Source organism: Sedimentibacter saalensis (assembly GCF_007830175.1).
GTDB classification, from domain to species: domain Bacteria; phylum Bacillota; class Clostridia; order Tissierellales; family Sedimentibacteraceae; genus Sedimentibacter; species Sedimentibacter saalensis.
Window position 1 is genome coordinate 191,651 of the sequence record NZ_VLKH01000006.1, and the last position, 14,627, is coordinate 206,277.

The following is a 14,627-nucleotide window of genomic DNA, read 5'->3' on the forward strand; positions in this document are numbered from 1 at the left end:
AAATTATTGAATTATCAATACGGGCGGATACAAGATCCGCCCATACGATATAGAAATTAGGTTTGTCAATAGTCTAAGGGATGGCTAGCCATCCCTTCATTTTATATTTTTCAGCTTTTTCCACAGTGTTGTTCTGCTTATGTTAAGTGCTTGACTTACCATAGCTCTGTTGCCGCTGTATTTATCCATATACCAGCTGATAATTTCCTGCTCCATGGAATTAAGAGATCCGGCACTTAATTTTAAAACATTTTCACTTTCATCTCTTACTTCATGGGAACAATGATGTTTTGAAGAAAGTTTTATTTCACTTTTTTTAATATCCTCAGAAGTAAGCACATGGCTGTTTGAAAGTATTACAATTCGCATCAAATAATTCATTAGTTCGCGTACATTCCCCTTCCAGTCATGGCATTGAAATGCTGAAATGAAATCATTGCTGCAGGATACAATATTTTTGCTGTACTGAGCATTATAAAAGGTTAAATAATGATGAATCAGCAAAGGAATGTCTTCAATTCGCTGCCTTAATGGAGGTATTGAAATATTAAGAACATTAAGCCTGTAGTACAAATCGTGTCTGAATGTACCCTTATCTACTGCATCAAGTAAATCTGCATTTGTGGCTGCAATAATTCTAATGTTTATGGGTATCATTTTTGTGCCGCCTATCCTTAGAACCTGTCTTTCCTGCAGCACTCTTAAAAGCTGAACTTGAATGTTAAGGGGAAGCAGTCCCAGTTCATCAAGAAATAATGTTCCGTTGTGAGCCAGTTCAAAATATCCTGGCTTTCCTCCGACCTTAGCGCCTGTAAATGCTCCTTCCTCATAGCCGAAAAGCTCACTTTCAATTAAATTCTGTGAAAGTGCTGCACAATTTATTGCAACAAAGGGCTGACCATGCCTATTTGATGCATTGTGAATGCTTTGTGCGAACATTTCCTTTCCGGTTCCGCTCTCTCCTATTATGAGTATGGTGCTGTCAGTTTGAGCATAACTTGTTGCCTTGTCAATACATTCCTTCATTTTTGATGAGATTGTTGTATCTTCCAAGTCCTTGAAAGTTGCATTTGCATTCAAGCCTTTTTTAATGTTTTGTCTTCTGACATTATGATCCAAGTACGATATATATGAACTTTTCTGAAAACTGATTACGGTACCTATGTAAAATTCTTTGGCAAATATTGGCGTGGATCGCATGAGTATTTTGTTTCCTGAAAATTCAATTTCTTTTCCTGTCTCATGATTTTTGCTGTTAATAATTTCAATAAAATCATAATTTTTAATGAAATTACTAACCGTCTGCCCTATTATATCCTGATCTGAGTTTATATTGAGAAGTTTTTTTCCAATGTTGTTTATGAGTGTTACTACGTTGTGTTCATCCAGATACAATACACCATCCGGCATTTCATTTATGAATGTCCTTAGTTGGTTTTCGTGTCTGTATTGTCTTTCTTCTGCATATCTGATGAGAAGTGCCCTGGACAATATTTCCTTCATGGAGTAATTGCTGGTGCTGTACATAACAAAAGGAATTCCAAGTTTGCTGCATATGTTTTGAATGTGGCCATACCCGCATATAACAACCTGCTTTTTATCTGAATAAGCTTGATAGACGCATTGTTCAATATCATAAATATTGTTGTAATGATATTCGGTTAAATCGATGTTGAGTATATCCTTCAGATTTGAAAAATCATCGGTAAAGAAATTATCATAATGAATAAATGCAATATTTTTAGATATTTTCATAGCTTCAACAATGGAAGTTATTATGTCAAAAGGAGTTGCCTGAGCTTCCAAAACCGGTATATCTGTGCTTCTTTTAATCATTTTTGCTGTTATACCTCTGCTTATGATTACAGAAATATTATATTTCATGGAAAGACTTTTAACCTGTTCAACAGCTTCATCGAAAGCCTCTTCTATTAATATGTAATCGTCAAATGCAATTTCATTGGTTGTGTTTCTAACCATTTCGGTGAAATTATTGTTAGGTGAAGTAATAATAAATTTCGGTATCAATTAATGGACTCCTTCTCACGTTTATTTTATTAACGAATGTTCACTATTTAAACATTATAAATTTAAAAAGTGAACATATGATGAAAGAATATAACAGAAATACATAAAATTCAGTACATACAGATTGGCATAAAAATTGCTTATATTATTTTATACATACATTATATATTTTTTGTGAAATTATGTAAATACAAATAGTTGTGTTGATTTTTAAAGTTGATTTTTAAAGTTGACTTTTCGGCCAGAATTATAAACATTATACTTAGCTAATGGAGGTTAGTATGGATACAGATAATTTTGAGAATTTAAGTGAAGTTACAAAACTTACTCAAGAACTAATAAGGATACCCAGCCACAAATATGTAGAAAACAGGGAATCCAATGTGGCGGAGTACATTTACAATTATTGCAGTGAAAACGGACTTGATGTGGAGTTTCAGAATGTTGAAGGAAAAAGAAGAAACGTAATAGCAAGGCTTAAAGGAAGCGGTACCGGAAAAAACTTGATTTTTAACGGACATACAGATACTGTTCCTCCATATGAAATGACTGTGGAACCTTTTGGGGCAGACATAGCAGACGGATATGTTCTTGGAAGAGGTGCCAATGACATGAAGGGGGCATTGGCATGCATGATTACTGCAATGCTTAACATTAAAAATAAAGGGAAGATATTGGGAGGAGACATAATTCTTACTGCTGTTGTTGGAGAGGAAGAAGAAAGCGATGGTACTGAGTATGTAGTGAAAAGCGGTATAAAAGCCGACGGTGCCATAGTGGGAGAACCTTCAAACTATGGCTATGCGTTAGGCCATAGAGGACTTGAATGGCTTGAAATAAGAATTGAAGGGAAAGTTGCCCACGGAGGAATTCCAGAGCTGGGTATTAATGCAATTTCCAAGGCTGCAAAGTTAATTAGAAAAATTGAAGATGAACTTATGCCGAAATTAAAACAAAGGCAAAATGAATGGATGGGACCATCAGTAATGAACTTCGGACTTATAAAAGGAGGAACACAGCCCAGTTCTGTTGCTGACAGCTGTATTATTCAAATAGACAGAAGATATCTTCCGGATGAAAATGTTGAAAGTGTAATAAAGGAATATCAGGACATTATTGACTTGCTCAAAAAGGAAGATCCTGAATTCAAGGCAGAAATAATAAGAATGGAATCAAACATGATGGAAGAATTTGACCATGCACCACTCATTGCCCAGCCTGATTCTCAAATAGCATTAACGGTATACAATGTTTTAAAAGAATTTAACGGCTGTGAACCTAACATAGAAAAAAGAAGAGGGTGGACAGATGCCGGTGTACTTTCAACCTATGGTAAAATTCCCACAGTTGTTACAGGTCCCGGAGATCTGAAATATTCACATGGAAAAGATGAGAAGATACCTGTGAAAGACCTTGATAATTATGTTGAAATATATACACGGATTGCAGAGGAGTTTTGTCAGTAATTAAAAATCGTACTTAAAAGGAGAAGCAATGCTTGATTTAAAAATAGTTAACGGTAAAATAATCGATGTTGAAAACAGGAAAATAATAGAAGGTGATTTGGGTATAAAAGACGGAGCCATAATCCATATGGGTCATGTAACGGCACAGTCAAGAAAAGTCATAGATGCTGAAGGCCATTATGTTTCACCTGGTTTTATAGATATACACATGCATGAAGAAGATTTTACACTTACTAAAAAGCAGGAATATGATATTTCTGCAACAATGCTGAATATGGGCGTTACAACATGTGTTGCTGGAAATTGCGGAAACAATAGACAAAGCATAGAAATGCTAAGTGAATTTATTGAAGAAAAGGGAAATCCCGTAAACTATATGTCGTATATAGGCCACAACTATTTAAGAAATCAGGTTGGAAGCACAGATATTTATAAAAGATCAACAATGAGCCAGATTAAAAAAATGCAGTCAATGACTTTAGAAGCAATAGATTTCGGAGCTGTGGGAGTATCTTATGGATTGGAATATTGTCCGGGAATTGATTTAGAGGAGGCAATAGAAATTACTGAGCACATAAGAGGAAGAAATGATCTCCTGCTTTCAGCCCACTATAGAAAAGATGCTGTGAACGCACTCGATTCTATAAATGAAATGGCAGAGATTGCCAAGGAGACAAAAATTCCTTTTCAAATTTCCCACCTGTCAAGCTGCAGTGCTTTTGGCAATATGACGGAAGCACTGAAACTTATAGAGAACATAAAATTAAACGGCATAGATTTGTCTGTTGATGCATACCCTTATGCTGCATTTAGTACTTTTATTGGTTCGGCTGTATTTGACGAAGGATGCTTTGAGTCATGGAACAAGAGTTATGATTCGATTATGCTCACTGAAGAGCCGTTTAAAGGAGTGTACTGCAACAGAGAAATTTTTGAAAAGGCCAGGAAAGAATATCCCCAAATGCTTGCTGTAGCAAATGTAATGAATGAGGATGAAATAGTTGAAGCGTTAAATCACCCAATGGTTATGATAGCAAGTGACGGTATTTACAGAAATCATTCCGGACACCCCAGAGGAGCAGGGACATTTCCCAGGGTAATAGGACATTATGTCAGAGAAAAAAAGTCAATGGAGTTTTTTGATGCAATTAACAAAATGACACTGATGCCTGCTAAAAGATTGAAATTGAAAAGAAAAGGTTTACTGAAGGAAGGATTTGATGCTGACATTGCAATATTTGATTTCGACAGGATAATTGACAAGGCCACTTTTCAGGATCCTCAACTTAGGCCGGAAGGGATTAAATATGTAATTTTAGGGGGTCAAATTGCAATAAATAATGGAAACGTCATAAACAATACGCTTGGAAGATTCTATAAGCGTGGTGAAGCTTAAGTTAATATTTTTCTGTATTAATGATTAATAAACAATAGTTTATTGATTTTTAATAAAAAAACTGAGGAGGCTTTTATGGAAAAAGATGTAAAGAAGAAAAAATTCAAAGTTCCGCACACTTATGTAATCTTGTTTTTGATGATTATCATAGTTGCAATTCTTACTTATGTAATACCTGCGGGACAGTATCAAAAAGTTGAGTCAGCAACAGGAAGAATGGTTGTTGATCCGGAATCGTATGCTCAAGTTGAGTCAACACCGGCGAAAATTTTTGATGTGTTGAAAGCATTTCCGAAAGGACTTGGAGCAGCTCAAAGTATAGTTTTCTTTATTTTTATTGTTGGTGGTTCCTTTAATGTAGTAAATCAGACTGGAGCAATTGAAGCAGGAATAAGCAAGGTAGCGTTGAGTCTTAAAGGAAAAGAAAAGCTTCTCATCCCTATTATTGTAGTATTGTTTTCTTTGGGAGGAGCCACAATAGGTATGGCAGAAGAAGCAATTGTGTTTGTGCCAATTGGAATTGCTCTTGCCAGAGCTTTAGGTTATGACGCAATTGTAGGTATGTCCATAGTGGCGCTTGGTGCAGCAGCAGGCTTTACTTCAGGTTTCATGAATCCGTTTACTGTAGGAGTAGCGCAGAGTATTGCTGAACTTCCTATGTTCTCAGGTATCGGGCTTCGACTTGTGATTTGGGTTTGTACAGTAGTTCTTATAATAGCCTACATATACAGATATGCAAACAAAGTGAAGGCAGATCCTACAAAAAGTTTGGTTTATGAGCTCGAGCTGGAAGAAAAAGATCATGCAATTGACTTGAACAACGTTATGCAAATGACTGGAAGGCACACGGCAGTTCTGTCAATTTTCGCCATAGGTATGGGTATATTGATATTCGGAGTTTTTAAATACGGATGGTATATTACAGAAATCGCTGCAATTTTCCTATCCATAGGAATTATAGGAGGTCTTGCAGGTGGTATGAATTTTGATGACATTGCAAAGAATTTTATTACAGGAGCAAGAGATATGACAACAGGAGCTTTGGTTGTTGGTCTTGCAAGAGGATTGCTTGTAATAATGGAAGGCAGCATGATTATCGATACAATTGTGTTTAGTATGGCAAGTGTGGTTTCAGCACTTCCAAAGACTGTAAGTGCTGTTGGTATGCTTTTGGTTCAGTCTATACTGAATTTCTTCATTCCATCAGGTTCCGGTCAGGCAGCAACAACAATGCCTATTATGTCGCCGCTTTCTGAGGTAATAGGTTTAACCAGACAATCAGCGGTTCTTGCATATCAGTTTGGCGATGGTATATCAAACTCAATAATTCCAACTTCAGGAGTATTGCTTGCAAACCTGTCTGTTGCAAAAATCAAGTATGAAACATGGGTTAAATACGTGGCTCCTCTTATAGGCCTTTGGACATTGATGGCTGCAGTATTCATGGTTATTTCAGTTTTAATCAATTACGGACCATTCTAACACATAATGTTTAAGCTCCTCTCACGGGGAGCTTTTATACAGATATTAGAGCAAAAAGGAGAGTCAGAAGTCAAATGGAAAGAGTAAGATGTAAAAAATTAATAGACAAAATTATGAGTGCTGATGAAGCAGCAATGTTTATAAAAAATAACAGCATCGTAGGTACATCAGGATTCACTCCGTCAGGATATCCAAAAGCATTGCCTGCTGCTCTTGCAAGAAGGGTTGAGAATGGAGAGAATATTCAGATAGATTTAATTACCGGAGCCTCCGTAGGACCTGAGCTGGATGGTATTCTTGCACAAAAGGGAATTATAAGAAGAAGATATCCATACCAGACAAATCCAGATATCAGAAATTCCATTAACAGCGGAAAAATTAAATATAATGATATTCATTTAAGCCATTCGGCACAATACTTAAAATATGGGTTTTTGGGGCAGATAGACACAGCTATAATAGAGGCTGTTGCAATCACTGAAGATGGAGGTATAGTTCCAAGCACTTCTGTAGGCAATTCAAATGTAATTGTTGAATGTGCAAATAAAGTCATTGTTGAGATAAATACTTGGCAGCCCCAAGAACTTGAAGGAATGCATGACATATATTCAACTTCGAATCCACCGCTTAGGAAGTCAATTCCAATTATAAATGTATGTGACAGAATAGGTACGCCGTACATTCCCTGTAATCCTGACAAAATTGTTGCAATAGTTTTTTCTGATATAACGGATAAAACAAATAAAGTTGCTGAAATAGACCATAATTCAAAATTGATGGCTGAAAATTTAATTTCTTTTTTAAAGGCTGAAGTTAATAAAGGCAGACTTCCGAAGGATTTGCTTCCTTTACAATCCGGAGTAGGCAGTGTTGCCAACGCAGTATTGGGAGGCCTGTGCAGTTCTGAATTTTCAAACCTATACTTTTACTCTGAGGTGCTGCAGGATTCTGCATTGGATCTCATGGATTGCGGAAAGCTAGTAAGTGCTTCTGCAACATCTTTAACAATATCACCTGAACGTTTGGATGATTTTTATAGAAATATTTCTAACTACAAGGATAAAATTATCCTGAGACCGCAGGAAATAAGCAACAACCCGGAAATTATAAGAAAACTGGGTGTTATATCAATAAATACTGCTATAGAAGCAGATATATACGGAAATGTAAATTCAACTCATATAATGGGAAGCAAAATAGTGAATGGAATAGGCGGATCTGGAGATTTTGCGCGCAATGCTTATATTTCTGTGTTTACAACACAATCAATAGCACTAAATGGCAGGGTTTCTTCAATTGTACCAATGGTTTCACATGTTGATCATACTGAGCATGATGTTATGGTATTGGTTACGGAAAATGGTGTTGCAGATTTAAGAGGATTGTCTCCAAAAGAAAGAGCAGAACTGATAATTGAAAATTGTGCCCATGAAGATTATAAAAAAATGCTTTGGGATTATTATATAAGTGCAAAAAATAAAACAAATAACAGCCAAACTCCCCACATACTGAGGGAAGCTTTGTCATGGCATGAAAGATATCTTGAAACAGGATCTATGAAATAAAATATATAGAAATGAAAGCATTGTTGTAAAAAGTATTTATATTTGATACAGTTAAGTTATCAAATTAATGCGAGGTGCTTATGGACCACAATGAAAAGAAAGTTTATGAAGTTCTTGAAAAACTTCATATTGATTACGAAAAGCACGACCATCCGGCAGTATTCACATGCCGTGAGGCCGACATTTACACAAGCGGGTTAAAGGGAGTTCATACAAAGAATTTATTCTTAAGGAATAGAAAAGGTGACAGCCATTACCTGGTGGTCATGTGCGAGGATAAGGTACTTGATGTAAAGGGCTTCGGAGAAATTATTTCAGAAAAAAACATAAGTTTTGCTTCACCTGAAAGGATGATGAAGTATTTGAAATTAACTCCGGGCTCTGTATCGATTTTTGGAATAATAAACGATACAGAACATGAAGTCACAGTTTATGTGGACGAAGACATAATGAAAGAAGAATTCATCAATTCCCATCCAAACGTGAATACATCAACTTTGGTAATCAAAGTATCAGACATGATGATGTTTTTAGAGGAAAGCGGAAATCGATACCAAACGATTTCCTTGAAAATAGCCCAAAAACCATGACAGACAATAAAAATTATTTTTATTTTAAGCAGCCTTAAAAAAGTCTCAAGAAAATTGAAAAAATATAATCCTGCTTGATATTTCAATCTTAAGAAGCACTTAAGACACAATGTTAAACACAATTTTGCAACTTTTACTGCAAGTTTGAAATATTTGGAGTCATTTTGGGTTAACATCTTGCAAAAAAAAGCTTTTTAGATTATATTTATTGAGAAATATATTGTTAAACAAACAAGTGGAGGTATGCATGTTAAATAATGAAGAGCTTTCAAAAATAAAAACAGCCAGAGAAAATTGGGAAGAAAAAGTATTGAATAAAACGCTGGAGAAATCTCCGGAAAGCAAAGAAGAATTCAGAAGTGTCTCAGGAGCAACTGTAGAAAGACTGTACACTCCGGAAGATGTTGCAGAAATAGATTATGTGGAAGAAATCGGTTACCCTGGGCAGTATCCTTTTACAAGAGGCTGCCAACCAACAATGTACAGAGGAAAAAACTGGACCATGAGAATGTATGCCGGTTTTGCCACTGCAGAAGAATCAAATGAAAGATATAAATATCTAGTAAGCCAGGGTTCAACAGGACTGTCTGTTGCATTTGACCTGCCTACTCAGATTGGATATGATTCAGACCATTCACTGGCACAGGGAGAGGTTGGTAAAGTTGGTGTTGCCATAGATTCTCTTAAGGACATGGAAATACTTTTTGATGGAATTCCTTTGGACAAAGTAAGCACATCAATGACAATAAACGCACCTGCAGCAGTTCTTTTGGCAATGTACATAGCTGTTGGAGAAAAGCAGGGGGTTTCTGCGGACAAACTTAGAGGAACAATTCAAAACGACATTCTTAAAGAATACATAGCAAGGGGAACTTATATATTCCCTACTGAGCCTTCCATGAGACTCATAACAAACATTTTTGAATATTGCTCAAAAGAAGTTCCTAAATGGAATACCATAAGCATTTCAGGCTACCACATAAGAGAAGCAGGCTCAACAGCAGCTCAGGAAGTTGGATTCACACTTGCCGATGGAATTGCATATGTTGAAGCAGCCATAAAGGCAGGCCTTGATGTGGACACATTTGCACCAAGACTTTCATTCTTCTTCAACTCTCACAACGACTTGTTTGAAGAGGTTGCCAAATTCAGAGCAGCAAGAAGATTGTGGGCAAAAATAATGAAGGAAAGATTCCATGCAAAAAGCGAAAAATCAATGATGCTCAAGTTCCACACACAGACAGCAGGATGCACATTAACAGCACAGCAGCCTGACAACAACATCATTCGTGTTGCTATGCAGGCACTTGCAGCAGTACTCGGAGGAACTCAGTCTCTTCATACAAATTCAAGAGATGAGGCACTGGCTCTTCCTACAACAGATTCAGTTACTATAGCTCTTAGAACACAGCAGATAATTGCAAGCGAAACAGGAGTTACAAACACAATAGATCCTCTTGCAGGTTCATACTTTATTGAAGCAAAGACAAAAGAAATTGAAGACAAGGCAATGGAATATATTTCAAAAATTGATGACCTTGGGGGAGCAGCAAGAGCAATTGATCTTGGATACATCCAAAAGGAAATTTCAGATTCAGCATACAAATATCAGATGGAAATAGAATCCCTTGACAGAATAGTAGTAGGCGTGAACAAATACCAGGTTAAGGAAGAATCACCAAAGGGACTCTTGAGAGTTGATCCTATTGTAGGAGAAATGCAGACAAAGAAAATCCACGACGTGAAATCAGCCAGAAACAACGATGCTGTTAAATCAAGACTGGAAGCTTTGAGAACAGCTTGTCAGGGCACTGAAAATGTGATGCCTTATATTCTTGATGCAGTTAGGGAATATGCAACATTAGGAGAAATATGCCAGGTAATGAGAGATGTGTTCGGAGAATATGAGCAGGCAGTGCTGCTTTAATTAGGAGGATGAAATGAGCAAAATTATTAGAGTATTGGTAGCCAAACCGGGTCTTGACGGTCATGACAGAGGAGCAAAGGTAATTGCCAGGGCACTTCGAGATGCAGGAATGGAAGTTATATATACAGGACTTAGACAGACACCTGAGCAGATAGTTGCAGCAGCAGTACAGGAAGATGTTGATGTAGTTGGAATGAGCCTTTTATCAGGAGCACACAACTATTTGTTCCCGAGAGTTGTTGAACTCTTAAAGGAACAGGGAGCTGACGACATACTTGTAATAGGCGGAGGAGTAATCCCCGATGACGACATACCGGGACTTAAGGAAGCAGGAATTGCAGAAATATTTACTCCTGGAACAACAACTACAGAAATGATTGAATTCATCAAAAATAACATAAAAGACAATTAAATGATTTTTGGAGTCCTTATGGAATTGATTAAGAAAATGCTTGAGGGAGACAAAAGAGCATGCGCAAAGCTGATTACAGCTGCAGAAAACAACCCTGATGAAGCAGAAAAGATAATAAGAGAAATACACACTCACACAGGTCATGCTCATGTAATAGGCATTACAGGACCTCCTGGAGCAGGAAAGAGTACTCTGACAGACAAAGTTGTGAAATCTCTTGTAGACGAAGGAAAAAGAGTGGGCATAATAGCAGTGGACCCAACAAGCCCTTATTCTGGAGGGTCTATTCTTGGAGACAGAATAAGAATGCAGGACTTGGCCCTAAATCCCAATGTATTTATAAGAAGCATGGGAACAAGGGGATACCTTGGAGGACTTTCAAAATACACTAAAAATGCATTGAAAATTCTTGATGCCGCCGGATATGACTACATAATAATTGAAACCGTGGGAGTGGGCCAGTCTGAAGTAGATATTGTAAAGATTGCAGACACCATTTTGATGGTTATGGTTCCGGGGCTTGGGGATGACATTCAGTCAATCAAAGCAGGAATAATGGAAATCGGAGACATTTTCGTCATTAACAAAAGCGATTTATTCGGAGCAGACCGCACGGCAACTGAAGTGAACATGATGCTTGATTTAACCATGGACATGGAAAGAAGACCTCCGATTGTGAAAGTTGTTGCTGTTAAAAATGAAGGAATCGACAATTTGATCCGAGAAATAAAAAGTCATATCCAGTACCTGGAAGAAAGCGGTCAACTGGAAAAAAGGCGAAAAAACAACATGAAGCTTGAAGTTGTGGAGCTTATTGAAACAGAGCTTAGAAAAATTGTAATTTCCCACACAGACAAGGATAATAAGCTTGATGGAAGAGTTGCACAAGTTTACAGCAAGGAAAAAAATATTTACGAAGTAAGAGACGAGTTCTTAAAGGCAATTAGAAAAGACAATTAAGAATTAAGAATTAAAGAAGGAATTCGGGCTCTGCCCGAATTCCTCAGGTTGAAGACAAAGTAACTTTTGACGTTGTCATTCTGAGGCGAGACGTAAGAATCTCATGTTTTCAATAAAGATGAGATCCTTCACTATCGTTCAGGATGACAGCGTCAGGGATTTTCGATGAACAGAATGGAGGAAATATGGTTAGGAAAGTGGATCACATAGGAGTTGCAGTAAAAAATTTAGATGAAGCATTAAATTTTTACGAGAATATACTGGGATTGAAAGCAGCAGGCAAAGAAGTTGTTGAAGAACAAAAGGTGACAGTTGCATTTCTTCCTGTAGGAGATTCAGAAGTAGAGCTTTTGGAATCAACACAAGAAGACGGTCCTATTGCAAAATTTATAGAAAAAAACGGCGAAGGTGTTCAGCACATAGCATACAAAGTTGACAACATTGAAGAAGCAATTGCTGAAATGAAGGAAAAAGGAATAAGAATGATTGATGAAAAACCACGTTATGGCGCAGGAGGAGCAAGAATAGCATTTTGCCACCCAAAGAGCACATTCGGGGTTTTAATAGAGCTTACTGAAAGAAATTAGTCTATATTTCATGACATCATGAATCGAGGTGAAAGCATGATTAACTTAAGTCCATTTGCATCAATAGGAATTGTTTTGGCAATAGCATGGATATTTATCAGCTTTATAAAAAAAGAACTTAAGTATTAATACAGTGTTTAAAGGAGACAAAATGGAATCTGTTTATTTCGTTTTGAAGGTATATTTATTGGGCTTTGCTGCTTCCATATTTATAGCCTTTATAATCAAATTGATATTGCTTGTTATAAGGCAGTTTGGCAAAAAACATGCATAATTTAGTTAAGGACGTGAAAAATTACTATGAATTTATTAAATCTTTTTCAAGGGGTAGGAACTTTATTTTATCAGGAACCAAAAATTGCCATAGCAAGAATTGTTCTGATTCTTCTGGGCATGCTGATGGTGTACCTTGGTAAAAGAAAAATACTTGAACCCCTCATCATGATTCCCATGGGATTTGGCATGCTGGCTGTCAATGCAGGAGTATTGTTTCTTTCGGCAAGTCAGACAGGAACATTGTTCATGGACCCTCTTGTAACTGATACAGACAGCCTCATGAACATAATGCAGATTGACTGGCTTCAGCCTATTTATACTTTTGCATTCAGCAATGGTCTTGTTGCATGTTTTGTGTTCATGGGAATAGGAGTTATCACAGATGTTGAATGCGTATTGAAGTATCCATTCACAGGAATGCTCATTGCAATGTTTGCAGAGCTTGGATCAATTGCAACTTTTCCTATTGCCCATGCCATGGGACTTACATATGGAGAGGCTGCAGCCGTATCTCTTATAGGAGGCGCTGACGGTCCAATGGTTTTATTTGCTTCACTTTTTCTTGCAAAGGATTTGTTTGTTCCAATCACAATTGTTGCTTATCTTTACTTAAGTCTTACGTACGGCGGATATCCTTTCCTTGTCAGACTCATGGTGCCTAAGGATATAAGGGCAACGGTAGTAAAGACTGCAGCAAAAAAAAGTATAACTTCCGGAGAAAAACTAGCATTTGATGTGGTTGGATGTGCAGTGCTGTGCCTGCTTTTTCCATCAGCTGCTCCATTGTTTGTCAGCTTTTTCCTGGGCAATGCCATACGTGAGTCAGGAATTGAAAGATATACCAAATTAATAGAAGATGTGTTCCTTTATGGAGCGACGTTTCTTTTGGGATTGATGCTTGGAGTTCTTTGCGAAGCAAGCACCATATTAAATCCTAAAATACTCATACTTCTGTTCCTTGGAATTGTAGCTCTGCTTTTATCAGGCATTGGGGGAATAATCGGCGGATATGTCATTTATTTCATAAGCAACAAAAATTTCAATCCTGTTATAGGTATAGCCGGAGTATCTTGTGTTCCTACAACAGCTAAGGTTGCACAGAAAGAAGTGTTTAGAGTGAACCGTTACAGCTACATTCTTGAATATGCTATGAGTGCAAGTATATGCGGAGTAATAACAACTGCAATACTTACAGGAATTTATGTCACACTGGTACCTCTCATGTAGAGATCAGTATGAATATAAATATCAGAGCAATAATACATACGATTACTTTTGAAATTTAATTTAAAACACATGGCAACTCATAAATTATTAATATTCAAGATGGACTGCAAACGTTATTTTGAACTTCAAAGTAATATTAAATCAAGCGGAGGTATAAATGCCAAAAGATAAATTGATGGAGCTCAGGGAATTAAATGAAAAAATAAAGCTGGGCGGCGGACAAAAGGCAATAGACAAACAGCATGAAAGCGGCAAACTGACTGCCAGGGAAAGAATTTTAAAACTCCTTGATGAAGGAAGTTTTTCCGAAATTGATGCCTTTGTTGAACACAGATGCGTTAATTTTGGAATGGACAAAAAGAAATATCCCGGCGAAGGAGTTGTGTCAGGATACGGAACTGTTGATGGAAGATTAGTATACATATATGCCCAGGATTTTACGGTTATTGGAGGATCCCTGGGTGAAATGCACGCAGCAAAAATCGTGAAAACTCAAGAAATGGCTCTCAAGGTTGGAGCTCCTATAATCGGAATAAACGATTCAGGCGGAGCAAGAATACAGGAAGGTGTTGATGCGCTGTCAGGCTACGGCAAGATATTTTTCAACAACACCATAGCCTCAGGAGTAATACCGCAGATTTCTGTAATATTAGGACCATGTGCAGGAGGAGCAGTTTATTCGCCTGCCATAACAGATTTCATATTCATGGT

General features: G+C 37.1%; 12 protein-coding genes and 1 pseudogene. 12 read left to right on the top strand and 1 reads right to left on the bottom strand.

What is annotated here, in order from left to right; all coding sequences use genetic code 11:
- Positions 1–96: 96 nt before the first annotated feature.
- A complete protein-coding gene (locus LY60_RS11870) occupies positions 97–2,028 on the bottom strand; it encodes a sigma 54-interacting transcriptional regulator (protein ID WP_145083954.1) in 1,932 nt (643 codons plus the stop codon).
- Positions 2,029–2,309: 281 nt separating this feature from the next.
- On the opposite strand from LY60_RS11870, the gene LY60_RS11875 reads away from it, so the two are divergent.
- From LY60_RS11875 to mmdA, 12 genes and pseudogenes are all read left to right on the top strand, one after another.
- Positions 2,310–3,494 carry a M20 family metallopeptidase gene (locus LY60_RS11875; RefSeq protein WP_145083957.1) on the top strand — a complete coding sequence of 395 codons (1,185 nt, stop codon included), beginning with the start codon at positions 2,310–2,312 and terminating at the stop codon, positions 3,492–3,494.
- Positions 3,495–3,522: 28 nt separating this feature from the next.
- Entirely contained in the window at positions 3,523–4,890 is a 1,368-nt protein-coding gene (locus tag LY60_RS11880; protein WP_145083960.1) for an amidohydrolase family protein, read from the top strand.
- Positions 4,891–4,965: 75 nt separating this feature from the next.
- Positions 4,966–6,372 (top strand): YfcC family protein, encoded by a 1,407-nt coding sequence (locus tag LY60_RS11885; RefSeq protein WP_145083964.1) that lies wholly within the window; start codon positions 4,966–4,968, stop codon positions 6,370–6,372.
- Between the two features lie 74 nt (positions 6,373–6,446).
- Positions 6,447–7,937, top strand: coding sequence for a succinyl-CoA:acetate CoA-transferase ScpC (gene scpC, locus LY60_RS11890; protein ID WP_145083967.1), 1,491 nt, complete (start codon positions 6,447–6,449; stop codon positions 7,935–7,937).
- Between the two features lie 80 nt (positions 7,938–8,017).
- A complete protein-coding gene (locus LY60_RS11895) occupies positions 8,018–8,527 on the top strand; it encodes a prolyl-tRNA synthetase associated domain-containing protein (RefSeq protein ID WP_145083970.1) in 510 nt (169 codons plus the stop codon).
- 247 nt (positions 8,528–8,774) lie between these two features.
- Positions 8,775–10,454, top strand: coding sequence for an acyl-CoA mutase large subunit family protein (locus LY60_RS11900; RefSeq protein ID WP_145083973.1), 1,680 nt, complete (start codon positions 8,775–8,777; stop codon positions 10,452–10,454).
- A gap of 13 nt (positions 10,455–10,467) precedes the next feature.
- Positions 10,468–10,866 carry a coenzyme B12-dependent isobutyryl CoA mutase small subunit gene (gene icmB / locus LY60_RS11905; protein WP_145083976.1) on the top strand — a complete coding sequence of 133 codons (399 nt, stop codon included), beginning with the start codon at positions 10,468–10,470 and terminating at the stop codon, positions 10,864–10,866.
- Between the two features lie 18 nt (positions 10,867–10,884).
- Positions 10,885–11,826 carry a methylmalonyl Co-A mutase-associated GTPase MeaB gene (meaB, locus tag LY60_RS11910; protein WP_145083980.1) on the top strand — a complete coding sequence of 314 codons (942 nt, stop codon included), beginning with the start codon at positions 10,885–10,887 and terminating at the stop codon, positions 11,824–11,826.
- Positions 11,827–12,011: 185 nt separating this feature from the next.
- A complete protein-coding gene (gene mce, locus LY60_RS11915; protein WP_145083983.1) occupies positions 12,012–12,413 on the top strand; it encodes a methylmalonyl-CoA epimerase in 402 nt (133 codons plus the stop codon).
- A gap of 151 nt (positions 12,414–12,564) precedes the next feature.
- The gene (locus LY60_RS18345) at positions 12,565–12,687 is read left to right on the top strand and encodes a hypothetical protein (protein WP_281291847.1); all 123 of its coding nucleotides are present in this window, start codon (positions 12,565–12,567) and stop codon (positions 12,685–12,687) included.
- 26 nt (positions 12,688–12,713) lie between these two features.
- Positions 12,714–13,916 carry a sodium ion-translocating decarboxylase subunit beta gene (locus LY60_RS11920; protein ID WP_145083985.1) on the top strand — a complete coding sequence of 401 codons (1,203 nt, stop codon included), beginning with the start codon at positions 12,714–12,716 and terminating at the stop codon, positions 13,914–13,916.
- Positions 13,917–14,073: 157 nt separating this feature from the next.
- A pseudogene (gene mmdA, locus LY60_RS11925) lies at positions 14,074–14,627 on the top strand (methylmalonyl-CoA decarboxylase subunit alpha); the annotation flags it as partial.